Below are 22996 nucleotides of genomic sequence, written 5' to 3' on the forward strand. Positions count from 1 at the left end.
TACTCTAAGCGGAAAAGATCGGCGTGCAATAAGGACGGAACTGATGCAAAACAAAAAAAGCTTCATTCTCGTATCTTTGGGTTTGATGCTCGTCAGCAGCATCTTTTTCATTTTCGATGTTGCGGCTGATTTGAGTGAACATTTGGCGGCGGGTGTTTCCTACTCTCAAGTCGAACTGGTGCATCTGATTTTTGAATTAACCGCGGTTTTGGCCCTCATTCTAGGGATGGTTCAAATGGTGATGCATCTTCGGGGCTTGGAGCGTCTCAGCGATGCGCAAGCGGCCTCTCTCCATCATCTGCGCGAAGATTTTGACGCGTTGATCCGCCAGAAATTTGGCGATTGGGGGCTGTCCAAAACAGAGGCCGATATCGGGCTTTTGATTGTGCGGGGATTGAACAATGAAGAGATCGCAAAGATGCGTGGTGTAAAGTTGGGCACGATCAAGTCACAGACCCATTCGCTGATGGGAAAGGCAGGGGTGAAGTCGCGCGTTGAGCTGCTTTCGCTCTTTGTGGATGAGTTCATTGACATCGGCGCGACCAAGTAAGCAGCGCCCAAAGATGGCCATCAAGCCATGCGTGACTTTCACGCTTCGAATTCATCTCGCGCGGATGGCTGAAACACCATGCCGCGCGAGAATGTTTGGCGTTACTCTGTCGCCAAAGATTGCAGATAGGCGTAAAGGTTGCGGGCATCTTCCTCGCCACGCACACGGAACGACATCGCGCTGCGCGCGCCATTGTCGCCTAGCGCCTCGCGCAGATAGGCGGTTGGGTCTTGGACATAGGCCACAAAGGCCTCTTCATCCCAAACATTGCCTGCCTCACCATAGGCTGCAAGGCTGGAGGAATAGCGGAACCCTTCGGCCGCCCCTGCAGGGCCGCCTGCCACGCCGTATAGGTTTGGCCCTGTGCGCCCATTACGCCCCGCAAGCGTGTCGCCTGCTGCGTTTTTAACAACGTGGCACGCCACGCATTGGTTGAACGCGCGTTCACCCGCAGCGGCATCACCGCTTGCCCATGCTGCCCCGCCCGAAACTGCAAAAGCCAAGGCTGCGGCCAGTCCGATTTTTTGCGTCAAATCACTTACTCCCTTGTCAGTCATTATTGGCACGAATGACTGAAATGACGCCGTCACAAGGCTAGTTTTGGTGTTGATTGATCTGATTTCAAGTCAGGCTTGCGCGACAAATTCCCGCAAACCCTGACGCCCCTCCCTTGCAGCATGGCTTGCAGGTCTTTAACGATAGCGCCAACAGCCAGTGATAAGGGAGCGCGTTATGGGATCTGAGCCAAAATTTCACCCGCATGGACAGCATTTGATTGCAGGCCACTGGCATGCAGGGGAGGGGCAGTTTACCTCGGCCCCTGTGGATGGTCAGGGTCACGCGGTTTCAAAGGGCAGCACCGCTTTGGTGGATCAGGCCGTTCAGGCCGCTGAAACTGCATTTTGGGATTATAGCGCCACATCCCGCGCTGCGCGCGCTGCCTTTCTCAACAAAATCGCGGATGAGATTGAATCGCGCGGCGAGATGATCACCGATATTGGTACGCGCGAAACGGGCCTGCCTGCCGCGCGCCTTGAGGGGGAGCGGGGTCGCACCACGGGCCAGTTGCGGATGTTTGCGGCGCATATCTTGAAAGACGACTATCTTGATTTGCGCCATGATGCAGCCCTGCCTGATCGCGCGCCCTTGCCACGCCCTGATTTGCGCATGATGCAGCGCCCTGTTGGCCCCGTGGCGGTGTTTGGCGCCTCTAATTTCCCACTCGCCTTTTCAACGGCGGGGGGCGATACAGCCAGCGCCTTGGCGGCAGGCTGCCCCGTGGTGGTCAAGGCGCATGAGGCGCATCCAGGAACGGCTGAAATCATCGCTGAGGCTATCTTGGCCGCGATCCGCGCCTGCGAAATGCCTGAGGGCGTGTTCAGCATGATTCATGGCGGCGCCTATGAGGTGGGCGGGGCGCTTGTGCAACATCCATTGATCAGCGCGGTTGGCTTTACGGGATCGCTCAAAGGCGGGCGCGCCTTGTTTGATCTTTGCGCAGCACGCCCAACCCCGATTCCATTTTTTGGCGAATTGGGCAGCGTAAACCCGATGTTCTTGATGCCTGCGGCGATGGCCGCGCGTGGTGCGGCGATTGGCACAGCGTGGGCGGGGTCGCTGACCATGGGCGTGGGGCAGTTTTGCACCAATCCAGGGATCGCCGTGGTGATTGACGGGGCTGAGGCCGATGCATTCGTGGCCGCCGCAAGTGAGGCGCTCGCCGCGACCGCGCCTCAGGTGATGCTAACCACAGGCATTGCCGAGGCCTATCGCAATGGGGTCAAAACCATCTGCGCCCAAAACGCGGTGCGTGAGGTTTTGGGAACCATGTGCGACAACCGCGATGCAGCCCCCTATCTCTACGAGGTGAGCGGTGCAGATTGGTTGGCCAATGATGCGCTTGGTCACGAGGTATTTGGCCCAATGGGGATGGTTGTGCGCGCCCGCGATCTTGCACAGATGCGCGAAATTGCCCTCAGTCTTGAGGGGCAGTTGACCTGCACGTTGCATATGGATGACGGCGATTTGGCAGAGGCCCGCGCGTTCTTGCCGATCCTTGAGCGCAAAGCAGGCCGCGTTTTGGCCAATGGCTTCCCCACTGGGGTCGAGGTCTGCGATGCCATGGTGCATGGCGGGCCTTATCCAGCATCTACAAATTTTGGGGCGACATCCGTGGGTTCTTTGGCAATCCGCCGCTTTTTGCGGCCTGTCTGCTATCAAAACATGCCCGAGGGTCTGTTGCCCAGTGAATTGGCCGAGTGAGGTTAGATCATGGGTGTGCATGCAAGCGCGATAACGACACAGCCAAATTTTCTAGGTGAGGGGCCTTTGTGGCATCCGTTGCGTGGCGAATTGCTGTGGTTCGATATCATGAACAAAACCCTGTTTGCGCTGAAAGATGGCGCTCAGCGCGAATATGGGTTCCCAGATTTGGTTTCGGCGGCGGGATGGGTCGATGAGACCCGTATCGTCATCGCCTCTGAACGCGCGCTGTTTGTGTTTGATTTGGACACAGGCACCGCCACACCATTGTGTGATCTTGAGGCAGATAACCCCGTGACACGCTCAAATGATGGCCGCGCGGATCATCAGGGCGGGTTCTGGATCGGGACGATGGGCAAGAAATTCGAAGAGGGGGCAGGGGCGATTTATCGCTACTATAAGGGCGAATTGCGCAAATTATTCGCCGCCGTGACCATACCCAATTCGATTTGCTTTTCGCCCGATGGCAAGATCGCTTATTTCTGCTCGACCCCAGATCAGCAGATTATGCAAGTCGGCCTTAATGCCGATGGATGGCCCGATGGGCCAATTTCGGTCTTTCTTGATCTGCGAGGGGAGGATTTGAACCCTGACGGGTCTGTGGTGGATGCCGAGGGCTATGTTTGGAATGCGCAATGGGGCAGGGGCCGTGTTGCGCGATATGCCCCCGATGGCAAGCTTGAGCGCGTGGTCACGCTTGACGGGCGGCATTCCAGTTGCCCCGCCTTTGGTGGGCCTGATCTTCAAGACCTTTACATCACCTCCGCACAGGAGGGGATGGAAGCCCCAGATGCGCCGCAAGGATTGCTCTATCATGCACGGCTTGAGGTCAAAGGCGTGGCCGAACCACGGGTTATTTTGCCCTAATTTATGTGAATGCAGAGGCCAAGCGCCGCTTGGCCCGCATTTCGGGGTTGAACGCCCCCTTGCCTGTCAATAGTAAGGCGCAAATTCCCTTTTTGCGGGTCGCCTTTGGGTGACCACCGTTTTCGATTGCGAGGAAAGCAGATGAACGTCACGGAAACCCTAAACGAAGGCCTAAAGCGCGCCTATGAAATCACCATCACGGGTGCGGAACTTGAAGCCAAGGTCAATGAGAAACTGGCCGAAGCGCAGCCTGAGATTGAGATGAAAGGCTTTCGCAAGGGGAAAGTGCCAATGGCGCTTTTGAAAAAGCAGTTCGGCCCCCGTGTCATGGGCGAAGCGATGCAAGACGCTGTTGATAGCGCGATGCAAAACCACCTTGAAACATCTGGCGACCGCCCTGCGATGCAGCCTGAGGTCAAGATGGTGAACGAAGATTGGAAAGAAGGCGATGATGTCATCGTCTCGATGTCCTATGAGCGTCTGCCAGAAATCCCTGATGTGGATTACAAGAAGCTGAAGCTTGAGCGCATGGTTGTGCCTGCATCAGATAAAGAGATTGACGAGACACTGGCGAAACTGGCTGAGACAGCCCAGAATTTCGAAACCAAAAAGGGTAAAGCCGCTAAAGATGATCAGGTCGTCTTTGATTTCGTAGGCAAGGTCGATGGCGAGGCGTTTGAAGGCGGCAGCGCCGAAGATTACCCACTTGTTTTGGGCTCGAATAGCTTCATCCCAGGGTTCGAAGATCAGTTGATCGGCGTAAAAGCAGGCGAAGAAAAGCAGGTTTCTGTCACCTTCCCCGAGGAATACGGCGCAGAGCATCTGGCAGGGAAAGCAGCGACCTTTGATTGCACAATCAAAGAGGTCAAAAAGCCCGTTCCTGCGGCGATTGATGATGAGCTTGCCAAGAAATACGGCGCAGAAAGTCTTGAAGCCCTGAAGGGTCAGGTGTCGGAGCGTTTGCAGGCTGAATATGCAGGGGCCGCGCGCCAGATCACAAAACGCGCTTTGCTCGATCAGTTGGACAAGCAAGTTAAGTTTGATCTGCCTCCAAGCCTTGTCGAGGCAGAAGCCGCGCAGATCGCGCATCAGCTTTGGCATGAAGAAAACCCTGAGCATCAGGGCCATGATCATGGTGAGATCAAACCAACCAAAGAGCACACAAAACTGGCCGAGCGCCGTGTGAAGTTGGGCTTGCTCTTGGCGGAATTGGGTCAGAAGAACGAGGTTCAAGTGACCGATGCGGAATTCACCCAAGCGGTCATGAACCAAGCGCGTCAATACCCTGGTCAAGAGCGCGCCTTCTTTGAATTCATTCAGAAAAATCAGCAAGCGCAGCAGCAGCTTCGCGCACCATTGTTCGAGGATAAGGTCGTTGACTACATCTTTGAGCAGGCTGAAGTGAAGGATGTTGAAACCACCAAAGCCAAGCTTGAAAAAGCTGTTGAGGCCTTGGACGAAGAGTAATCTTCAAAAGACTTATTGCAGCATTACGAAAGGCCCCCAATGAAGATTGGGGGCTTTTTTTGTGGTGTTTTGGGGATTTCGGCGTAAGCTAGAGACGGGGTGCACTGCATATATGGGTCGCGCGTGCCATTCGCGACTTGGGGGTAAACCAAAAAAATGAGGGACGAAGTCATGCTACGCGTTTTACTATCAGCCTATGCCGTGTTGTTTGTGTCTGTGGTCACGGCAACCGCCTGTCCAACCTTTGCCAAAAGCGGCACTTATCTGAATTTTACCGGGGATCAGCTTTATTCACCGCAAAGCTATTCAACCATCGCAACGGGCGGGGCAATGCTCAGCAGTTGCGGCATATCGGGTGCAGGATCAGTCTCGGCAAGCCCGCAATATACGCTAAACCTGTCAGGCATGCAGGGCTATGATCTTGAGATCCAAGTGAACAGCAGTTGCGATGCTACGCTACTTGTGAATTCAGCGAATGGAATTTGGTATTTTGACGATGACAGCAACGGCAATCTTGATCCGATGCTGCGTATGTCGGGCAGTGATGCGCTGAATGGGCAGGTGGATGTTTGGGTTGGCACCTTAGGATCAAATTGTTCGGCTACGATTGAATTTGAAACATGGACGGCGAGCACCGCCGCGCCAAGCAATTCGGGCAATTGTCCGACCATCGGCCTGACGGGGCCAAGCTATGATTTGAACGGGCCGCAACTATACTCACCCACCAATTTCTCAGCTTCGGCCTATGGCAGCGGCGAGATTTCTGGGTGCGGTTTGCCTGGTCATGGCTGGTTCACGCCTGCACCGCAATTTTCCTTCAACCTCAGCCAGATGCAGGGGTATCGGTTGGAATTACAGGTCAATGCGAGCTGCGACACGGTGATGTTGGTCAATACCGCAGATGGAACATGGCTGTTTGATGATGACAGCAATGGCAACCTTGATCCTTTGATCAATGTCTATGGGCCATCGGCGCTAAACGGGCGTGTTGATGTTTGGCTTGGCACATATAATGGTCAAAGCTGCCCCGCCAATTTGGAATTGGAGACTTGGACGAACTGATCCAAGCGAAGGTGGTAAACAGAAAAAACCGCGCCCTGTTTGGGGCGCGGTTTTCTTTTGGTTTGCAGTCTGAGAAACGCTTATGCGTTTTCTTCACCTTCGTCTGCTGCCTCTGCCTCTGCCGCAGGGGCAGGGGCGTCTTCGTCATCGTCCATCTGAGCTGCGCCGATATCGTCAAAGAGTTCTGCAATTTCGAATTCTGCAGCAGCTTCTTCTTCGGCGGCCAGGTCTTGGATTGACTTACCAGAGGCTTGCAATTCTGCCTCTTCGGTCGAACGTGCCACGTTGAGGGTGATGGTCACATCTACCTCAGGGTGCAGAACGACAGACACAACGTGAAGGCCAAGCTCTTTGATCGGCGCGGTCAGGGCAACCTGCTTGCGATCAATGCTGAACCCTGCATCGGTGGCCGCATCAGCCGCGTCACGGGTGGTGACAGAGCCGTAAAGCGCCCCAGAATCAGAGGCCGAGCGGATCACAACGAATTGCTGACCACCCAAGCGGGCTGCCAAATCCTCGGCTTCTTTCTTTGTCTCAAGGTTGCGCGCTTCAAGCTGGGCTTTTTGCGCTTCGAAGGCCTTGAGGTTGTTGTCATTTGCACGCAACGCCTTGCGCTGTGGCAAGAGATAGTTGCGCGCATAGCCGTCTTTTACCGAAACGACATCGCCCATCTGGCCAAGTTTGGCCACGCGTTCAAGAAGGATCACATCCATATCGGTTTCTCCTTACTTCACTGCATAGGGCAACAGCGCGAGGAAACGAGCGCGCTTGATGGCCTGTGCCAGCTTGCGCTGGTTTTTTGCGGATACGGCAGTGATACGTGCAGGCACGATCTTGCCACGCTCAGAGATGTAACGCTGAAGCAAGCGCACATCTTTGTAATCGATTTTTGGCGCGTCTTCCCCGTCAAACGGGTCGGACTTGCGGCGGCGGAAAAACGGTTTTGCTGCCATGATTCTATCCTTCCCTTAAATTAACGGCGTTCGCGGCGTTCGCCGCGTTCTTCGCGTTTTTGCATTTGAACCGAAGGGCCTTCTTCGTGGGCGTCAACCTTGATGGTCAAGACGCGCATCACGTCATCATGCAAGCGCATCAAACGCTCCATCTCATGCACGGCGCCCGCTGGGGCATCGCTGCGCAAGAAGGCATAATGGCCTTTGCGGTTCTTGTTGATTTTGTAGGCCATGGTCTTGATACCCCAATATTCGGCATCAACCACGGAACCACCATTGTCCTTGAGGACGGTGCTGAAATGCTCGATCAAGCTTTCAGCTTGCGCGTTGGACAAGTCCTGACGCGAGATCATAACATGCTCGTAAAGGGGCATGTGAACTCCGATACTGTTCGGGCGCGTTTCAAAGACCGATGCGTTCCACTTTCGCCCCATCAGTCACGAGGGATCACGCCGTTGCATTTATATTAGGCGAAAGATGCCTGCCTTATACACAGATCACGGCAGGGTGCAAGCTGTCGCGGGCTTGCCGTAAAATCAGGGCAAAATTGCGGTTATGAATTGCCCTTGCCCCCTATATCTTGTAGCCATAACCCCAAGACAAACAAGTGGGAGAGGCAATATGAGCCGTGCTTTTATCTTTCCAGGCCAAGGGGCGCAGACCATTGGAATGGGCCGTGATTTGGCTGAAACCTATGCCGCGGCGCGCGCGGTGTTTGAAGAGGTGGATGAAGCACTGGGTCAAAACCTGTCGCATTTGATTTGGGAGGGGGATCAGGACGAATTGACCCTGACCGCCAATGCGCAACCTGCGTTGATGGCAACGTCCATGGCGGCCGTGCGCGCGCTTGAGGCCGAAGGGTTTGCCCTGAAAGATCACGCAAGTTTTGTGGCGGGGCATTCTTTGGGCGAATATTCCGCGCTTTGTGCGGCAGGTAGCCTGTCGGTGGCGGATACGGCCAAGTTGTTGCGCATTCGTGGCGATGCAATGCAAAAAGCTACACCCAAAGGGCAGGGCGCGATGGCCGCAATCTTAGGCCTAGATTTTGATACGGTGGCGGATTTGGCCTCTGACGCGGCTGAAGGGGATGTTTGCCAAGCGGCCAATGACAATGACCCCGCGCAAGTTGTGATTTCGGGTCATGCAGCGGCGGTGGAGCGCGCCGTTGAGCTTGCCAAAGCACGCGGGGCCAAGCGCGCTGTGATGCTGCCTGTCTCTGCCCCCTTTCATTGCGCGCTGATGCAACCTGCGGCCGATGCAATGGCGGAGGCGTTGGCAAGTGTCACATTAAACGCGCCCGTTGTGCCATTGGTCGGAAACGTGATGGCGGGGCCAAGCGATGACCCCGCGCTGATCCGCGACAATCTGATCACGCAGGTCACAGGCCGCGTGCGGTGGCGGGAATCCGTGATGTGGATGGCGCAAAATGATGTGACCGAGGCGTGGGAGGTTGGCGCAGGAAAAGCGCTGTCTGGGATGGTCAAGCGCATTGCGCGCGAGATGGAGACAAAAGCAATCGGAACGGCCGCGGATATTGCCGCGCTTAAGGTATAAGGACAGGCTTTATGTTTGATTTGACAGGAAAATCTGCGCTTGTGACGGGCGCATCTGGGGGGATTGGGGCAGATATTGCGCGCGCGTTGCACAGCGCGGGGGCGGTGGTTGCCTTATCTGGCACGCGGGTTGAGCCGCTCGAGGCCCTCGCCGCTGAACTGGGTGAGCGCAGCCATGTTCTGCCGTGCAATTTGTCCGATGCTGAGGCGGTTGAAGCCCTGCCAAAACAAGCCATCGAGGCCATGGGTGCGATGGATATTTTGGTCAATAATGCGGGCATCACACGCGATAACCTGTTCATGCGGATGTCAGACGAAGAATGGGCGCAGGTGTTGGAGGTTAATCTGACCTCAACCATGCGGCTGTGCCGCGGCGCGTTGCGCGGTATGATGAAATCGCGTTGGGGTCGGATCATCAATATCAGCTCTATCGTGGGGGCAACGGGCAATCCAGGGCAGGGGAATTATGCAGCCGCGAAAGCGGGCATGGTGGGTATGTCAAAAAGCCTTGCCTATGAGGTGGCGAGCCGTGGCGTGACTGTGAACTGTGTCGCGCCGGGTTTCATTGCAACACCGATGACAGACAAGCTGAATGATGATCAAAAAGCGGCCATCAATGTCAAAATCCCCGCAGGGCGCATGGGAACCCCCGAGGAGATCGCGGCAGCCGTGCTGTATCTGGCATCAAATGAAGCGGGATATGTTACAGGGGCCACGTTGCATGTGAATGGCGGCATGGCGATGCTGTAACAGTTGTGCCGTTATGGTGGGATTGAGGCATTGCCTTATTTCGCAAACATGCTATAGCGGCGCTGATTTTCACCGAAAGGCTTTGCTTTTCGGCGGCTCTGGTTCTGACATTTCTCTGGTTGAGTCGGTTGGGATCGGGATTGAGCGGCCAAAATCGGCCCAGTGAAACAGTGCAGGGGATAAACCCACGCACGAAACGGATGAGGAAAGAACATGAGCGATATCGCAGGTCGCGTGAAGAAAATTGTTGTCGAGCATCTGAGCGTAGATGAAGACAAAGTGACTGAAAACGCGTCTTTCATTGACGATCTGGGCGCGGATTCGCTCGATACAGTCGAGTTGGTAATGGCGTTCGAGGAAGAATTTGGCATCGAAATCCCCGATGATGCGGCGGAAACGATCCAGACTTTCGGCGATGCGGTCAAGTTCATCACTGACGCGCAATAAGTCATTCCCCCACAGTCCGCCTAGTGGCTGAGGGATAGGTTTTGAAAACGGCATCGTTGCGGCGGTGCCGTTTTTTTGTGCCAAAATGGCAAGGGAATCTGCCTGATTTCAGCGAGAGGGATTGCCCATCTTGGCACCCCTAGGCTATCAACGTGCAAGCTTTCGCGAAACGAGAGAAGGGCAGTGAAGATGCGGCGCGTTGTTGTGACAGGATTGGGACTGGTGACACCTCTGGCCACAGGGGTGGAGGAGACATGGTCGCGGCTTTTGGCGGGCCAATCAGGGGCGGGAACCATCACCCGCTTTGACGCAAGCCATCTGGCAACGACCTATGCCTGCGAAGTGAAGCGCGGCGATGGGTCGGATGGAACCTTTAACCCTGATCTTTACATGGAGCCGAAAGAACAGCGCAAAGTGGATGAATTCATCCTCTATGGCGTTGCGGCGGCAGAGCAGGCCATCAAAGACGCAGGATGGGAACCCGAAGATCGTGATGCGCTTGAGCGCACAGGTGTTTTGATTGGGTCTGGTATTGGTGGCTTGGCCTCGATTGCGGAAACATCCATCACGCTGAAGGAAAAAGGGCCGCGCCGCGTATCGCCTTTCTTTGTGCCAGGCGCGCTGATCAACCTGATCTCTGGGCAAGTGTCGATCAAATATGGTTTTCGTGGGCCAAACCATGCGGTGGTAACGGCCTGTTCCACGGGCGCACATGCCATTGGGGACGCGGCGCGTTTGATCCAATGGGGTGATGCGGATGTGATGATTGCAGGCGGTGCAGAAAGCCCGATTTGTGAAATTGGTATTGCGGGCTTTAACGCATGTAAGGCGCTGTCGACCAAGCGGGGCGATGAGCCTCAAAAGGCAAGCCGTCCATGGGATAGCGACAGTGACGGGTTCGTCATGGGCGAAGGCGCGGGCGTGGTTGTGTTGGAGGAATATGAACACGCCAAAGCGCGCGGCGCAAAAATCTATGCGGAAATTTTAGGCTATGGCCTGTCGGGCGATGCCCATCACATCACGGCCCCACCGCCTGACCATGAAGGGGCCGAGCGCGCGATGCGTGCCGCGCTTAAGCGTGCAGGGCTAGCGCCGTCAGATGTGGATTATGTCAATGCGCATGGCACCTCTACTATGGCCGATACCATTGAATTGGGCGCAGTTGAGCGGTTGATGGGGGATCATGCGAAAAATCTGCTGATGTCCTCAACAAAATCCGCAACAGGGCATTTGTTGGGTGCAGCGGGCGCGATTGAGGCGATCTTCTCTATCTTGGCCATTCGTGACCAAATCGCCCCCCCAACAATTAACCTTGATACGCCTGCGGCAGAAACGGCCATTAATCTTTGCGCCAATCAGGCTGTGAAGGGCGAGATCAATGTGGTGCAGAGCAATTCCTTTGGCTTTGGTGGGACAAATGCCTGTCTGATTATGGGGAAAGTCTGACATATGTGGAAAAGCGTGGCTGCGAATGCGTTCAGCCTGCTGATTGTGCTATGTATCGCCGTGGCTGGCGCGATCGGGTGGGGTCAGCGGGAATTTACCAAGGAAGGGCCGCTTGAGGGGCCGATCTTTTTCGAGGTGCCGCGCGGTGCGGGCCTGTCGCAAGTGGCTGCGCGTTTGGCCGAAGCGGGGGCTGTGACGCATCCTGCTATTTTTCGTTTGGGCGCAGAATATAGTGACATGGCAGGCGCTATTCGTGCAGGGTCTTTTGAAATCCCTGCGCGCGCCTCAATGGAGGAGATTTTGGGGGTCATCACCCAGAATGCCGCCCCCGTTTATCGTTATGTTGCAACCTATGTTCTGCGCATTGATGGCACGGGCGAGCAGCGTCTGGTCGAGCGGGTGCCTGGCACGGGCGAGGTCATTGAATTGGCTGAATTTGCCTATGATGCGGAAATCCCAACGATTTACAGCGATATCACCGAAAGCGGCGCAAGCATTGCCTATCGCGTGTCGATCCCAGAAGGTTTGACATCGTGGCAGATTGTCGAAGGGCTGAAATCAGCAGAATTCCTAACCGGTGAGGTAGCGGAGATCCCTGCCGAAGGGGTATTGGCCCCAGACACCTACGAGGCCACGCGCGGCATGGAGCGGGCGGAGCTGTTGGTTCAGATGCAAGCCCGCCAAGAGGCCATTTTGATGGAGGCGTGGGCCAATCGCGCGGAAAACCTGCCAATCAGCACGCCGCAAGAGGCGTTGATCTTGGCCTCAATCATCGAAAAAGAAACGGGGCAGGCTGAAGAGCGCGGGGTTGTTGCCAGTGTCTTTACCAATCGTCTGCGGCAGGGAATGCGTTTGCAGACTGACCCGACTGTGATCTACGGCGTCACGGAGGGGCAAGGCGTGTTGGGGCGCGGCTTGCGGCGCAGTGAACTTGACCGCGTAACCCCTTGGAACACGTATCAAATTGACGGCCTGCCACCAACGCCGATTGCAAATCCAGGGCGCGCTTCTATTGAAGCGGCGTTGAACCCTGACGACACGAACTACATCTTTTTCGTGGCGGATGGCACGGGCGGTCACGCCTTTGCTGAAACACTGGCCGAGCATAACCGAAATGTCGCGCGCTGGCGCGAGATTGAGGCGGATGCACGAGCCAATTCTGGAAATTAACCGCGGCGCAGAACGAAACGGCAGGCGTCCGCGCCTGCAGCAGCGCAAGCTGTTTCACGGCAGATGACATCAGGACTGACGAGGCGGCGATAGAGCCGTTCAAAAACCGCGCAGTGCCAGTGGCACAGGGGGTGGTCTGAGCTTTCGCCGCCAATCACGGGGTTGTCCGCAATTTCAAATTCCCAAGGTGATATCACGCGAAAGCGGCCCGAGCCTGCAAATGTCCACGCATTGCGCGCAATCGCATGAGACAGGGCGCGAGCGGCGAAATTTGCGGGCAAAAACCCCATCAATATTTGTGCCTTTGCGGGGATGCGATGGGTGATGATGTAATCGGCCGTTGCCCGCCCTGCCTGTGCGCAGAGCCCTGCGGCCTGTTGCGGGAAAGCCGCGCGCAGGCCTTGGTGGATGCGGGCGGCATCGCCTTCGGGGATCATGTGATCACCTGAGGGAATTTCGGTTTGTGTTCGCAAAAACAACGCCTTGCGGGCCTGTTCACCCACCGAATGATCAAGAACGGGGATTAATTGCAGGATCGCATTGGGGCCGATGAGGGCGGCATCGGCCATTTAGACATCCTCCGCCGCTTTGCCCCGTTCGGCGCTGCGGGCCTTCATTTGATCGCGCACTGCTTCGCGGCGTTCTTTTGCGCGGGCCGCGCGGTCTGCTGCGGCCTCCCAATCTGCGACTTGAGCAGGGGCTAGGGTGCGGCTTTCGTCAAATTGAAAATCGACAGATTTCTTGGTTTGCGGCCCCCAATAGCCTGCCTTGCCCAGGTCATAGAAACTGCGCTGCACACCCGCCTTGAGAAAGGCCTTGAGACAGCCAAGCAGGTAACGCCGCCGATACCCTGTGCCGCGCCATGGGTAATGGAAAAGCGCCTTGCGCATATAGAAGCGGCGGTAGTTTTTCATCACCCCGTCAAGCAATTCGCCCCGCTCCATCGCGGCGGGTTTCATGATCGGGGTGACAAAGTTGTATTTGGAAAAGTCGTAGATCTCGACCTGATCCTTCAATTCCTGAAACAGGGGGGTGAAGGGCCAAGGCGTATACATAGCCCATTTTGCCAAATCAGGCTGCCAATCCCACGCCATTTGGAAGGTTTCCTCGAGCGTTTCAGGGGTTTCATTGTCGAGCCCTACGATGAATTGCGCCTCAGTAAAGATATCGGCCTCACGCAAGAGACGAATGGCCGTCTTGTTCTCTTCGACCTTGGTCTCTTTGTTGAAGCGGTCGAGTTTCATCTGTGCTGCGGCCTCTGTCCCGAGGCTGACATGGACAAGACCCGCTTTGCGGTAGAATTTCAGCAATTCTCGGTCGCGGTAGATATCGGTTACACGCGTGTTAATACCCCATTGCACACGCCGCGGCAGGTCGCGCTTAATCAATTCCTCACAAAATTCGATGAATTTACGGCGGTTGATCGTGGGTTCCTCATCGGCAAGAATAAAGAAGCCAACTCCATGATTTTCAACCAAATCTTCGATTTCATCGACCACGGATTTGGGATCACGCACGCGGTAGTCGCGCCAGAATTTCCATTGGCTGCAAAAGGAGCAGGTGAAGGGGCAGCCGCGCGCCATGTTGGGAATGGCGACACGCGTGCCAAGGGGGATGTAGATATATTTGGGCCAATCGAGAATTGTCCAATCGGGTTTAATCGCGTCTAGGTTCTTGATTGTGGGCGCGGCCTGGGTGGCGACAATTTCATCGCCGTCTCTGAAGGCCAGTCCATGGATGCGGGCGCGATCTTCTGGATAGCGGCCTGTGGCGATGGCCTGCATCAGGTTGACCAAGATTTCTTCGCCCTCGCCACGGACGATGACGTCAATCCATGGGGCCTCGGAGAGCACCTGCTTGAACATGAACGTGGCATGGATGCCGCCCAGAATGCGCACGGCATTTGGGGCCACCTCAGCGGCGCGGCGTAAGATTTCCTCGGCCTTGTAGATTGAGGGGGTGATAGAGGTGACACCGATCGCATCCGGAGAGATGGCCGCGATTTTGTCTGCGACAGTGTCATCGCTGAGGTCATCCGTCATTGCATCAATGAAGTGAATATCCTCAAACCCTGCTTGGCGCAGGTGGCCCGTGAGATAGGCCACCCATGCAGGCGGCCAATTTCCTGCAATTTCAGCCCCGCCTGAACGATAATTGGGATGGATAAACAAAATGCGCATGATCTGACCCCTGCGGTTATTTTGGGTCAGCGTGACATTACTTATGTCAAATAAAATTGACACATATCAAGTCAGATGAAGAATTCTTTAACCAGATCGCATCCCATTAACCATCTGTTATACATAAATATTTTGACAGAGCGCGCGGTCTGATGTAGTGATTATGACATGCTGGACGAAGTGGGTAAACGGTCTGCCACTGCTGTGGTTTGACCGTTTTTTTATTTTCGCATTCTCGGGGGGCTTTTTCATTCAAGCCATTTTCGGGAATTTTCATGTCACAAAAATTAGATGCACGCGGCAAGCGTGTTTTGATGCTGGCAGATGCTAGAGAGGCCTTTGAAACCGCGCGCGCCACATTGGCCGAGGCGGTTGCGGACTTGAAAGCATCGCAAAGCAAATCAGGGGACACGTTGATCAAAGATCTGCGTGCGCTGAATTCTGTATTGATCCAAGCCTTGGCACTGGAGGGCAAGCTAGATGAGCTTGAAGCCGAAACCACTGGCGCCCGCGCAGGGGAATTTGACCTTGAGCGCGCCAGAGAGGAAATTTTCTGCCGCTTGGCTTGCCTTGCAGCCGCAGGAGAGGATCACGGAATTTCTTGACGGGTTAAGCGCCGAAGCGGTGGCAGCCCTGCCTTATGTTTTCGAATTTTGGGCCTTGCCGCATCAGCGTAGGCCCGAGGGGGATTGGAAAACCTGGGTCATTATGGGCGGTCGCGGGGCGGGAAAGACCCGTGCGGGATCGGAATGGGTGCGCGCCCAAGTTGAAGGCGCGCGCCCACGCGATGCAGGCCGCGCGCGCCGCGTGGCCTTAGTCGGGGAAACCTACGACCAAGCCATTGCGGTCATGATCAAAGGGGAGAGCGGAATTTTGGCCTGCTCCCCCCCTGATCGGCGGCCAAAATTCGTGGCGGGGGAACGCAAACTAATTTGGCCAAATGGCGCTGAGGCACAGGTCTATTCGGCCCATGATCCCGAAGCCTTGCGAGGGCCGCAATTTGATGCGGCATGGGTGGATGAATTGGCAAAGTGGCGCAATGCGCAAGCCACATGGGACATGCTGCAATTTTCACTGCGTCTGGGGCAGCATCCGCAACAAGTGGTCACGACTACGCCGCGCAATATTGCGTTGCTGCGGGATCTGTTGGCGCGCAAGACCACGGTTGTGACACGCGCGGCGACCGAGGCTAACCGCGCCTATTTGGCCCCGTCCTTTTTAGATGAGGTTCGAGCGCGCTATGGAAAGTCGCGCTTGGGGCGTCAGGAATTGGATGGGGAGTTGTTAGAGGATCACGCAGGCACATTGTGGCAGGCTGCCGCGATTGAGGCCGCCCGTGTTTTTGACCGCGACCCGCAAGCAGATGTGATTGTGGCCGTTGACCCGCCCGTCACGGGACATGACGGGTCAGATTTATGCGGCATCGTTGCTGTGGCGCTTTATCGGACGGGGCGGCCCCAAGATTGGCGTGCTGTTGTCTTGGAAGATGCAAGCGTGTCTGCGGCAAGCCCCCAAGTATGGGCCGAGGCCGCGGCAAAATGTTATCATCGACACGGGGCCAATCGCCTTGTCGCAGAAGTCAATCAAGGTGGCGATTTGGTCGAAGCGATGATGCGGCAGGTTGATCCGTTGATCGCCTATCGCGCCGTGCGCGCGACAAAGGGCAAGGTCGCGCGGGCCGAACCCGTGGCGGCGCTCTATGAGCAGGGGCGCGTGTCACATTTGGGATATCTGCCGCAGCTGGAAGATCAAATGTGCCAAATGGCGCAAGCGGGATTTGAAGGGCAGGGCAGCCCCGACCGTGTGGATGCATTGGTCTGGGCGTTGAGCGAGGGTCTGCTTGAGCCCGCTCGCCATTATTCTGAGCCGCGCCTTAGGGTGCTTTAATCTCACATGAGAAAGGGGCATTTCATGCTCGAATTTATCAGGAAGCGTCCGCCAGCGGAGGTGAAAGCCTCGGCTGTGGGGCGGGTTGTGGCGATGGCACATGGCGCGCGCAGTGCCGCATGGACAGCGCGCGACACGGGCAGCCTGACGCGCGCAGGGTTTATGGGCAACCCAATTGGATTTCGCGCCGTTCGGATGATTTCAGAGGCGGCGGCGGCCTTGCCCCTGATCTGTCAAGACCATGTCACGCGGTATGAGGATCATCCCGTTTTAGCGCGACTGAAGGCGCCAAACCCGATGCAGGGCGCATCTGCTTTTTTAGAGGCGCTTTATGCAACACTGCTTTTGTCGGGCAATGCCTATATCGAAGCGGTCATGCAAGATGAGGCAGGTGGGGTGCCTCATGAGTTGCATATCCTGCGATCGGATCGCATCCATGTGCAGCCTGGGCCAGATGGGTGGCCACAGGCATTTGATTATCATGTAGGGGGAAAATCGCATCGCTTTTCTGCTGATGTGGTTTGCCATATTCGTGGGTTTCATCCGCAAGATGATCATTACGGGCTTGGGCCACTGCACTCGGCCGCGACAGCGATTGATGTGCATAATGCGGCGACCCTATGGTCGAAGGCGCTGCTAGATAATGCCGCACGCCCGTCTGGGGCGATTGTTTATCGCGGGGTCGATGGCGCGGCGGCCAGCATGAGCGATGCCCAAGTCAGCCGATTGCAAGAAGAATTGGACAGCTATCACATGGGCGCACGCAATGCGGGGCGTCCTATGCTGCTGGATGGCGGTCTTGATTGGAAGCCTATGGGGTTTTCACCTTCAGACATGGAATTTCACAAAACGAAAGAGGCCGCCTCGCGCGATATTGCCTTGGCCTTTGGTGTGCCGCCGATGTTGATGGGCATTCCCGGAGATGCGACCTATGCCAATTACGCCGAGGCGCATCGCGCCTTTTACCGCCTGACGGTTCTGCCCCTTGCGGGCAAAGTTCTTGCCGCGTTGTCGCGGTTTTTGGGGGCGGGGCATGGGGCCGATTTGGAATTGCGGGTCGATTTGGATCAACTGCCCGCCTTGGCCGCAGAGCGTGATGCACAATGGCGCCGCGTGTCTGAGGCGACATTCCTCAGCGCATCCGAGAAGCGGGTGATGTTGGGCTTGCCCGCCCTAGCGTCAGAGCCGTCATGAGCCTGCGCCGAGAAAGCGGGTCGCGATTTTTATATGATCCGTTTGATATCGCCGAGGCGCGCATCGAGGCCAATGAGCGGGTTCTAGAGGAGCGTTGGCAGGCGCTTACCTATCGGCTTGGCGCGATTGAAACGGCGATAGAGCGACTGGAAAAGCGCCTATGGCTGGCGGTTTTTGGCATTGTGGGCGTGGTTTTGGCAGAGGCCGCAACACGCCTGATTGAACTTTCTCATCCATGAAAGGTTACGGCATGGAGACCAGCGTGATATATCGCCCCAATACGGGGCTTGAGACGAAGTTTTGTAAATTTGAGCGCAGCCCGAGCCTTGGTCAATCAGGTGTTCTGTCGGGCTATGCCAGTTTGTTTGACACGATTGATCAAGGCGGAGATTCCGTTGCCAAAGGGGCCTATGCGGCGGCCCTGGCGCAGATGAGCGCACGCGGCACTAAGGTGAAAATGCTGTGGCAGCATGATCCTGCAAGCCCGATTGGCGTATGGGATGATATTCGCGAAGATGGGCGGGGGCTTTGGGTGTCGGGGCGTCTTTTGGAGAGTGTCGCCAAAGGACGCGAGGCCCGTGCCCTGATCGAAGCGGGGGCGATTGACGGATTATCAATCGGATACAGGGTGGTGAAATCTTATCGCAGCACAGAAGGCGTGCGGGTTTTGACGGAAGTTGAGCTTTGGGAAGTGTCTTTGGTGACCTTTCCGATGCTGAGCCAAGCGCGGGTGGCCGCTCAAAAAGCCGAAGATCGCGGCGCGGGTGACATTGAAGGCGTGACCCGTTTGTTGAATGAGGCGCGCGCAAAGATGCGCCAAGCGGGCCAATAGGGCGCGAAATTTCTAACCAATCCAAGGAAACAAACATGAAAGACCAAAAATCGGATGCGCCGCGTGCGCATCAGACTGGCGGAGCCATGGCGGACATGGCCGCGGCACTGGACGGGCTATTGGGGGATGTTCATCGCCTACATGCCGAAATCAACGTGAAACTGAACAAACAAGATGAGCGTATTGCAATGTTGAAAAACCAATCCCTGACTATGACCCGTCCACAGCTATCCTTAGCGGTGGAAGATGGTGCGCCGCATCGTAAGGCGCTGGATCGCTATTTGCGCAGCGGTGATGATGACGCGTTGCGTGGGATCGAGTTGGAGGGCAAGGCCCTATCAAGCGCGATTAATGCCGAGGGCGGGTTTTTGGTTGATCCGCAAACCGCAGGTCGCATTTCGTCAGTGTTGCGCAGCTCTTCCTCGCTGCGGGCTGTTGCAAATGTTGTAAATGTGGAAGCCAGTTCATTTGATGTCTTGGTCGATCACAGCGATATTGGGGCGGGTTGGGCCACAGAGACGGGCGCAACCGCTGAAACAGATACGCCGCAAATCGAGCGTATCTCTATCCCGTTGCATGAATTGTCGGCCTTGCCGAAGGCGAGCCAGCGTTTGCTGGATGACAGCGCGTTTGACATTGAAACATGGCTTGCAGATCGCATTGCAGATAAATTTGCCCGCGCGGAAGCGGCGGCATTTTTGATTGGGGATGGGATTGATAAGCCGCTTGGATTGTTGGCGCACCCCTCTGTCGATAATGAGATTTGGTCATGGGGCAGTCTGGGCTATGTGGTCACGGGCGCAGCAGGTGATTTTGACGCGGCGGCCCCCTCGGACGCGATTGTGGATCTGGTTTACGCGCTTGGCGCGCGTTATCGGGCCAATGCCAATTTCATCATGAATTCCAAAACCGCAGGGGCCGTGCGCAAGATGAAAGATGCGGATGGTCGGTTCTTGTGGTCGGATGGATTGGCGGCAGGAGAGCCTGCGCGTTTGATGGGCTATCCTGTTTTGATTGCAGAGGATATGCCCGATATTGCCCTTGATAGCACCGCAATTGCCTTTGGGGATTTCCGCGCGGGCTATACCATTGCCGAGCGCCCTGAGCTGCGCGTTCTGCGGGATCCGTTCAGCGCCAAACCCCATGTTTTGTTCTATGCGACAAAGCGCGTTGGTGGCGATGTGAGCGATTTTGCGGCTGTCAAATTGTTGAAATTCGGCACTGCATAACGGCGGGTGAACCCGATCCCTGTGCGGCAGCCGCACAGGGGGGCGATGTGCCTTTGCTGCACGGGGGCGGTCTGCATGGTCTGGCAGATACGACATACCCCCGATGCGACATGCAGACTTTGCACTTTCGTGCGGTCGGGCGCATCGCCCCAACAGACCACCCTCATATTCTGGAGAATTTTCCTATGATGATGGTCGAATTGACCTCTATCCCCACGGCAAGCCTGCCAGTTGCAGAGCTGGGTCACTATCTGCGTTTGGCCACAGGGTTTGCGGATGATGGCAGCGAAGATGCCCCGTTGGAGAGTTGCCTGCGTGCGGCTATTTCCGCGATTGAATCGCGCATTGGAAAAGTGCTGTTTGAGCGGCGCTTTTTGATGCAACTGTCGCAGTGGCACAGCGGGTCGGCGCATAAATTTCCGATGGCCCCCATCAGCGAGATTGAAAGCGTAACTTTGGTCAATCGTGCGGGGCAGGACAGCCAGCTTGATCCTGCGCGTTACGCCTTGCGGCAGGATGGCGACAGGCCTGCTGTGATCTCGATCGGGCCTGCATTGCCGCAGCCTTCGCTTGGCGGTCATATCGATGTGATTTTGCGCGCGGGGTTTGGCCCAAATTGGGCGGATATTCCCGCAGATCTGCGCCAAGCCGTGTTGATCATGGCGGCAGATTTTTATGATGGGTCTGGGCGCGAAAAGGGGGATCTATCCTTTGCTGTTGCCATGTTGATTGAGCCCTATCGCCCCCTTCGTATTGGCGTGCGGCCATGACGGTGCGGGTGCAGTTGACGCGCAAGCTGAGGCTTGAGGCCCCAATTCGTGAGGCCGATGGCGCAGGTGGGTTTCGTCTGACCTGGCAACCCTTAGGGTGGGTCTGGGCTGAGGTCTTGCCGCGCGGCGGCAGCCAGTCTGAAAACATCGTCCGACTTGGATTGCAGATCACGGTTCGCAATGTGCCACAAGGTGCTGCTGCACGGCCCACGCCCTCGCAACGATTTGTCGATGGTGCGCGTCTTTATGTGATTGACGCCGTAACCGAAGCCGATGCGCAAGGTCGCTACTTGATCTGCTTAGCCACAGAGGAGACGGGGGCATGAGTTACGGCGCAAGCGCGGCTTTGCAACAAGCGCTTTTTGATCGATTGAGCGGCAATCCAACGCTGAACACTTTGTTGGGCGGTGCGATTTTTGATGCCCTACCCGAAGGGAGCCTGCCATCCCTTTATCTGATGATTGGGCCCGAAGAGGCTCGGCAATTTTCTGATATCAGCGCGGGCGGGGCGGTGCATGAGTTTGCGCTGACCATCGTTGGAGGGGAGGCAGGCTTTCTCAGCGCGAAACAGGCTGCGGTGGCAGCATCGGATGCGCTGCTTGGCGCGCCGAATTTAACCTTGTCGCGTGGAAGATTGATAAATCTAGACTTCTTGCGCGCGCGTGCCCGCAAAACCGACACTGCGCGCGAGATCGAATTGTGGTTTCGCGCCTTGATTGATGATGTCGCGTAAGCATCTGAATTTACACCACTTCAAAGGAGAGTTGCCATGGTGGCACAAAGCGGCAAGGATTTGCTGATCAAGATTGATATTGATGGCAACGGCGTTTTTGAGACCCTCGCAGGGCTGCGCAGCACGCGCATTAGCTTTAACACTCAAACAGTTGATGTAACTTCCCTTTCTTCGGATTTAGGGTGGCGTGAGTTGTTGGCAGGTGCCGGCGTAAAAACCGCCGCCCTATCGGGGTCGGGTATTTTCCGTGATGAAGCCAGTGACGCGCGTGCGCGCCAAGTGTTCTTTGATGGGCAGATCCCAGAGTTTCAGGTGATTATTCCCGATTTTGGCGTCATTGAGGGCAAATTTCAGATCACATCGCTTGACTACTCGGGCACGCATGACGGGGAAGAAAGCTATGAAATTGCCCTAGCCTCGGCAGGGGTGCTGACCTTTGTTGAGCTTGCCTAACCCATGGTGAACGAATGGCGTGGCGAAGTTGCGATTGTTATTGATGGCACCCGCCATATCGCGCGGCTCAGTTTGCATAGTCTTGCGGAACTTGAGGCCGCGCTTGGCAGTCTCAGCCTCAGTGATCTGGTCGCGCGCTTTGAGGGGGATGAACTCCGCGCAAGCGACATCCTTGCGTTATTGGTTGCAGCGCTGCGGGGCGGGGGGTGGCAAGGTGATGCCGATGCCTTGGCCCAATCCCATATCGAGGGCGGTTTGCCCGAAGCCATGCGGGTTGCGGCGCGTTTGCTGATCTTAGCATTCGAGGGGCCAAATGGCGCATCTTAATTGGCCAGCCCTCTATCGCGTGGCCTTGCGCGATCTGGGGTTAAGCGTGTCGGATTTTTGGAGCCTGACCCCCCACGAATTAACCATGATCTATGATGCGCAAGCGCTGCCAGGACAGGTTTTGCGGCGCAGTGATTTGGAGGCGCTGATGGCGCAATTCCCAGATCATCACGCCAGCCCAAAAGGATAAGCACGGATGATTTCACAGTCACAAACATTGGCCCGTCAATTGGATCAGGTGGAAGATGCTATGAATGCATCCACCACAATGGCGCGGCAATTTCAGGCCGAGTTGCGCAATATTCAATCGGCCATGACCGCCACGAGCCGCGATGCGCAAGGATTGTCGCGCACGCTGCAAGGTGGGGTCAGCCGCGCGATGCGCGAAGTTGTCATAGATGGGGCAAGCCTGTCTGACGCATTTCGTGCGCTTGCTGATCGAATGATCAATAGTGCCTATAGCAGTGCTATGCGCCCCCTTGAACGAGAGATTGGCGGGGCGGTCGGGCGCGGGTTGCAGGGCCTCTTAGGGGCAATTAGCCCGTTCCAGATGGGCGGTGTGTTTGGCTCAGGCGGAATTCAGCCCTTTGCCCGTGGTGGCGTGGTTGATCGCGCCACGCCGTTTGCAATGGCACATGGCGGCTTGGGGGTCATGGGAGAGGCAGGGCCAGAGGCAATCATGCCGCTTGCCCGTGGCAGTGATGGACGGCTGGGTGTGCAGGCCACAGGGCGCGCACGCACCCCGCAGGTGACCATTAACATCACCACGCCCGATGTTCAGAGCTTTCAGCGCAGCAAGAGCCAAATCGCAGCGCAAATGGCGCGAGCCTTGGATATGGGCCAGCGCAATCTTTAATGCGGGTA

General features: G+C 56.2%; 28 protein-coding genes. 22 read left to right on the forward strand and 6 right to left on the reverse strand.

The window, feature by feature from the left end; all coding sequences use genetic code 11:
* The first annotated feature begins 43 nt into the window (after nt 1-43).
* Nucleotides 44-550, forward strand: coding sequence for a helix-turn-helix transcriptional regulator (locus I3V23_02435; protein ID QPI85869.1), 507 nt, complete (start codon nt 44-46; stop codon nt 548-550).
* Nucleotides 551-651: 101 nt separating this feature from the next.
* Here the strand turns inward: I3V23_02435 and I3V23_02440 are convergent, their stop codons facing one another.
* Entirely contained in the window at nt 652-1107 is a 456-nt protein-coding gene (locus tag I3V23_02440) for a c-type cytochrome (protein ID QPI85870.1), read from the reverse strand.
* A 175-nt stretch (nt 1108-1282) separates the two neighbouring features.
* Between I3V23_02440 and I3V23_02445 the strand changes: the two genes are divergently transcribed.
* The 4 genes from I3V23_02445 (at nt 1283) to I3V23_02460 (ending at nt 6208) form a co-directional block, all read left to right on the forward strand.
* On the forward strand, nt 1283-2812 hold the full coding sequence (locus I3V23_02445) for an aldehyde dehydrogenase (NADP(+)) (GenBank protein QPI85871.1): 1530 nt from the start codon (nt 1283-1285) through the stop codon (nt 2810-2812).
* A 9-nt stretch (nt 2813-2821) separates the two neighbouring features.
* Nucleotides 2822-3679 (forward strand): SMP-30/gluconolactonase/LRE family protein, encoded by an 858-nt coding sequence (locus I3V23_02450; protein QPI85872.1) that lies wholly within the window; start codon nt 2822-2824, stop codon nt 3677-3679.
* Between the two features lie 141 nt (nt 3680-3820).
* Entirely contained in the window at nt 3821-5146 is a 1326-nt protein-coding gene (locus I3V23_02455; GenBank protein ID QPI85873.1) for a trigger factor, read from the forward strand.
* 171 nt (nt 5147-5317) lie between these two features.
* A complete protein-coding gene (locus I3V23_02460) occupies nt 5318-6208 on the forward strand; it encodes a hypothetical protein (protein ID QPI85874.1) in 891 nt (296 codons plus the stop codon).
* Nucleotides 6209-6288: 80 nt separating this feature from the next.
* Here the strand turns inward: I3V23_02460 and rplI are convergent, their stop codons facing one another.
* The 3 genes from rplI to rpsF are packed head-to-tail and all read right to left on the reverse strand — an operon-like array spanning nt 6289 to nt 7535.
* A complete protein-coding gene (gene rplI / locus I3V23_02465) occupies nt 6289-6921 on the reverse strand; it encodes a 50S ribosomal protein L9 (GenBank protein QPI85875.1) in 633 nt (210 codons plus the stop codon).
* Nucleotides 6922-6933: 12 nt separating this feature from the next.
* Complete coding sequence (locus tag I3V23_02470) at nt 6934-7161, reverse strand: 30S ribosomal protein S18 (GenBank protein QPI85876.1); 228 nt, start codon at nt 7159-7161, stop codon at nt 6934-6936.
* Nucleotides 7162-7181: 20 nt separating this feature from the next.
* Entirely contained in the window at nt 7182-7535 is a 354-nt protein-coding gene (gene rpsF, locus I3V23_02475) for a 30S ribosomal protein S6 (protein QPI85877.1), read from the reverse strand.
* Between the two features lie 247 nt (nt 7536-7782).
* On the opposite strand from rpsF, the gene fabD reads away from it, so the two are divergent.
* The 5 genes from fabD (at nt 7783) to mltG (ending at nt 12527) form a co-directional block, all read left to right on the forward strand.
* Nucleotides 7783-8715, forward strand: coding sequence for an ACP S-malonyltransferase (fabD, locus tag I3V23_02480; GenBank protein ID QPI85878.1), 933 nt, complete (start codon nt 7783-7785; stop codon nt 8713-8715).
* An 11-nt stretch (nt 8716-8726) separates the two neighbouring features.
* Nucleotides 8727-9464: a 3-oxoacyl-[acyl-carrier-protein] reductase gene (gene fabG, locus I3V23_02485; protein ID QPI85879.1), complete on the forward strand. Its 738-nt coding sequence runs from the start codon at nt 8727-8729 to the stop codon at nt 9462-9464.
* A 213-nt stretch (nt 9465-9677) separates the two neighbouring features.
* Nucleotides 9678-9911 carry an acyl carrier protein gene (locus I3V23_02490; protein QPI85880.1) on the forward strand — a complete coding sequence of 78 codons (234 nt, stop codon included), beginning with the start codon at nt 9678-9680 and terminating at the stop codon, nt 9909-9911.
* Nucleotides 9912-10100: 189 nt separating this feature from the next.
* A complete protein-coding gene (gene fabF, locus I3V23_02495) occupies nt 10101-11357 on the forward strand; it encodes a beta-ketoacyl-ACP synthase II (protein QPI85881.1) in 1257 nt (418 codons plus the stop codon).
* Nucleotides 11358-11360: 3 nt separating this feature from the next.
* On the forward strand, nt 11361-12527 hold the full coding sequence (gene mltG / locus I3V23_02500) for an endolytic transglycosylase MltG (protein QPI85882.1): 1167 nt from the start codon (nt 11361-11363) through the stop codon (nt 12525-12527).
* Here mltG and bchJ read toward each other — a convergent pair.
* Complete coding sequence (gene bchJ / locus I3V23_02505; GenBank protein ID QPI85883.1) at nt 12524-13096, reverse strand: bacteriochlorophyll 4-vinyl reductase; 573 nt, start codon at nt 13094-13096, stop codon at nt 12524-12526. The genes mltG and bchJ overlap by 4 nt on opposite strands.
* On the reverse strand, nt 13097-14707 hold the full coding sequence (gene bchE, locus I3V23_02510; GenBank protein ID QPI85884.1) for a magnesium-protoporphyrin IX monomethyl ester anaerobic oxidative cyclase: 1611 nt from the start codon (nt 14705-14707) through the stop codon (nt 13097-13099).
* Between the two features lie 480 nt (nt 14708-15187).
* On the opposite strand from bchE, the gene I3V23_02515 reads away from it, so the two are divergent.
* The 12 genes from I3V23_02515 to I3V23_02570 all read left to right on the forward strand — a co-directional run bounded on the left by I3V23_02515 (nt 15188) and on the right by I3V23_02570 (nt 22988).
* Nucleotides 15188-16594 carry a DNA-packaging protein gene (locus tag I3V23_02515; protein QPI85885.1) on the forward strand — a complete coding sequence of 469 codons (1407 nt, stop codon included), beginning with the start codon at nt 15188-15190 and terminating at the stop codon, nt 16592-16594.
* Between the two features lie 24 nt (nt 16595-16618).
* Entirely contained in the window at nt 16619-17788 is a 1170-nt protein-coding gene (locus I3V23_02520; GenBank protein ID QPI85886.1) for a phage portal protein, read from the forward strand.
* Complete coding sequence (locus tag I3V23_02525; GenBank protein ID QPI85887.1) at nt 17785-18027, forward strand: hypothetical protein; 243 nt, start codon at nt 17785-17787, stop codon at nt 18025-18027. The genes I3V23_02520 and I3V23_02525 overlap by 4 nt, the downstream gene beginning before the upstream one ends.
* An 11-nt stretch (nt 18028-18038) precedes the next feature.
* Nucleotides 18039-18620: an HK97 family phage prohead protease gene (locus I3V23_02530; GenBank protein ID QPI85888.1), complete on the forward strand. Its 582-nt coding sequence runs from the start codon at nt 18039-18041 to the stop codon at nt 18618-18620.
* A gap of 35 nt (nt 18621-18655) precedes the next feature.
* Nucleotides 18656-19849 (forward strand): phage major capsid protein, encoded by a 1194-nt coding sequence (locus tag I3V23_02535; protein QPI85889.1) that lies wholly within the window; start codon nt 18656-18658, stop codon nt 19847-19849.
* 185 nt (nt 19850-20034) lie between these two features.
* A complete protein-coding gene (locus I3V23_02540; protein ID QPI85890.1) occupies nt 20035-20619 on the forward strand; it encodes a hypothetical protein in 585 nt (194 codons plus the stop codon).
* Nucleotides 20620-20621: 2 nt separating this feature from the next.
* The gene (locus tag I3V23_02545; GenBank protein QPI86651.1) at nt 20622-20945 is read left to right on the forward strand and encodes a head-tail adaptor protein; all 324 of its coding nucleotides are present in this window, start codon (nt 20622-20624) and stop codon (nt 20943-20945) included.
* Nucleotides 20942-21352: a DUF3168 domain-containing protein gene (locus tag I3V23_02550; GenBank protein ID QPI85891.1), complete on the forward strand. Its 411-nt coding sequence runs from the start codon at nt 20942-20944 to the stop codon at nt 21350-21352. The genes I3V23_02545 and I3V23_02550 overlap by 4 nt, the downstream gene beginning before the upstream one ends.
* 36 nt (nt 21353-21388) lie before the next feature.
* Nucleotides 21389-21805: a phage major tail protein, TP901-1 family gene (locus I3V23_02555; protein ID QPI85892.1), complete on the forward strand. Its 417-nt coding sequence runs from the start codon at nt 21389-21391 to the stop codon at nt 21803-21805.
* A gap of 3 nt (nt 21806-21808) precedes the next feature.
* Nucleotides 21809-22132, forward strand: a complete 324-nt coding sequence (locus I3V23_02560) for a gene transfer agent family protein (GenBank protein QPI85893.1) — start codon at nt 21809-21811, stop codon at nt 22130-22132.
* Entirely contained in the window at nt 22119-22322 is a 204-nt protein-coding gene (locus I3V23_02565; GenBank protein ID QPI85894.1) for a phage tail assembly chaperone, read from the forward strand. Before I3V23_02560 ends, I3V23_02565 begins: the two co-directional genes overlap by 14 nt.
* A gap of 6 nt (nt 22323-22328) precedes the next feature.
* A complete protein-coding gene (locus tag I3V23_02570) occupies nt 22329-22988 on the forward strand; it encodes a phage tail tape measure protein (protein ID QPI85895.1) in 660 nt (219 codons plus the stop codon).
* Nucleotides 22989-22996: the final 8 nt, after the last annotated feature.

Source organism: Rhodobacterales bacterium HKCCA1288, assembly GCA_015693905.1.
In the GTDB taxonomy this organism is placed as follows: Bacteria; Pseudomonadota; Alphaproteobacteria; order Rhodobacterales; family Rhodobacteraceae; genus M30B80.

Coding starts and splice junctions, on each gene's coding strand:
- I3V23_02435 (QPI85869.1), top strand. CDS start 44: ATGCAAAACAAAAAAAGCTTCATTCTCGTATCTTTGGGTTTGATGCTC.
- I3V23_02440 (QPI85870.1), bottom strand. CDS start 1,107: ATGACTGACAAGGGAGTAAGTGATTTGACGCAAAAAATCGGACTGGCC.
- I3V23_02445 (QPI85871.1), top strand. CDS start 1,283: ATGGGATCTGAGCCAAAATTTCACCCGCATGGACAGCATTTGATTGCA.
- I3V23_02450 (QPI85872.1), top strand. CDS start 2,822: ATGGGTGTGCATGCAAGCGCGATAACGACACAGCCAAATTTTCTAGGT.
- I3V23_02455 (QPI85873.1), top strand. CDS start 3,821: ATGAACGTCACGGAAACCCTAAACGAAGGCCTAAAGCGCGCCTATGAA.
- I3V23_02460 (QPI85874.1), top strand. CDS start 5,318: ATGCTACGCGTTTTACTATCAGCCTATGCCGTGTTGTTTGTGTCTGTG.
- rplI (QPI85875.1), bottom strand. CDS start 6,921: ATGGATGTGATCCTTCTTGAACGCGTGGCCAAACTTGGCCAGATGGGC.
- I3V23_02470 (QPI85876.1), bottom strand. CDS start 7,161: ATGGCAGCAAAACCGTTTTTCCGCCGCCGCAAGTCCGACCCGTTTGAC.
- rpsF (QPI85877.1), bottom strand. CDS start 7,535: ATGCCCCTTTACGAGCATGTTATGATCTCGCGTCAGGACTTGTCCAAC.
- fabD (QPI85878.1), top strand. CDS start 7,783: ATGAGCCGTGCTTTTATCTTTCCAGGCCAAGGGGCGCAGACCATTGGA.
- fabG (QPI85879.1), top strand. CDS start 8,727: ATGTTTGATTTGACAGGAAAATCTGCGCTTGTGACGGGCGCATCTGGG.
- I3V23_02490 (QPI85880.1), top strand. CDS start 9,678: ATGAGCGATATCGCAGGTCGCGTGAAGAAAATTGTTGTCGAGCATCTG.
- fabF (QPI85881.1), top strand. CDS start 10,101: ATGCGGCGCGTTGTTGTGACAGGATTGGGACTGGTGACACCTCTGGCC.
- mltG (QPI85882.1), top strand. CDS start 11,361: ATGTGGAAAAGCGTGGCTGCGAATGCGTTCAGCCTGCTGATTGTGCTA.
- bchJ (QPI85883.1), bottom strand. CDS start 13,096: ATGGCCGATGCCGCCCTCATCGGCCCCAATGCGATCCTGCAATTAATC.
- bchE (QPI85884.1), bottom strand. CDS start 14,707: ATGCGCATTTTGTTTATCCATCCCAATTATCGTTCAGGCGGGGCTGAA.
- I3V23_02515 (QPI85885.1), top strand. CDS start 15,188: ATGAGCTTGAAGCCGAAACCACTGGCGCCCGCGCAGGGGAATTTGACC.
- I3V23_02520 (QPI85886.1), top strand. CDS start 16,619: ATGCTCGAATTTATCAGGAAGCGTCCGCCAGCGGAGGTGAAAGCCTCG.
- I3V23_02525 (QPI85887.1), top strand. CDS start 17,785: ATGAGCCTGCGCCGAGAAAGCGGGTCGCGATTTTTATATGATCCGTTT.
- I3V23_02530 (QPI85888.1), top strand. CDS start 18,039: ATGGAGACCAGCGTGATATATCGCCCCAATACGGGGCTTGAGACGAAG.
- I3V23_02535 (QPI85889.1), top strand. CDS start 18,656: ATGAAAGACCAAAAATCGGATGCGCCGCGTGCGCATCAGACTGGCGGA.
- I3V23_02540 (QPI85890.1), top strand. CDS start 20,035: ATGATGATGGTCGAATTGACCTCTATCCCCACGGCAAGCCTGCCAGTT.
- I3V23_02550 (QPI85891.1), top strand. CDS start 20,942: ATGAGTTACGGCGCAAGCGCGGCTTTGCAACAAGCGCTTTTTGATCGA.
- I3V23_02555 (QPI85892.1), top strand. CDS start 21,389: ATGGTGGCACAAAGCGGCAAGGATTTGCTGATCAAGATTGATATTGAT.
- I3V23_02560 (QPI85893.1), top strand. CDS start 21,809: ATGGTGAACGAATGGCGTGGCGAAGTTGCGATTGTTATTGATGGCACC.
- I3V23_02565 (QPI85894.1), top strand. CDS start 22,119: ATGGCGCATCTTAATTGGCCAGCCCTCTATCGCGTGGCCTTGCGCGAT.
- I3V23_02570 (QPI85895.1), top strand. CDS start 22,329: ATGATTTCACAGTCACAAACATTGGCCCGTCAATTGGATCAGGTGGAA.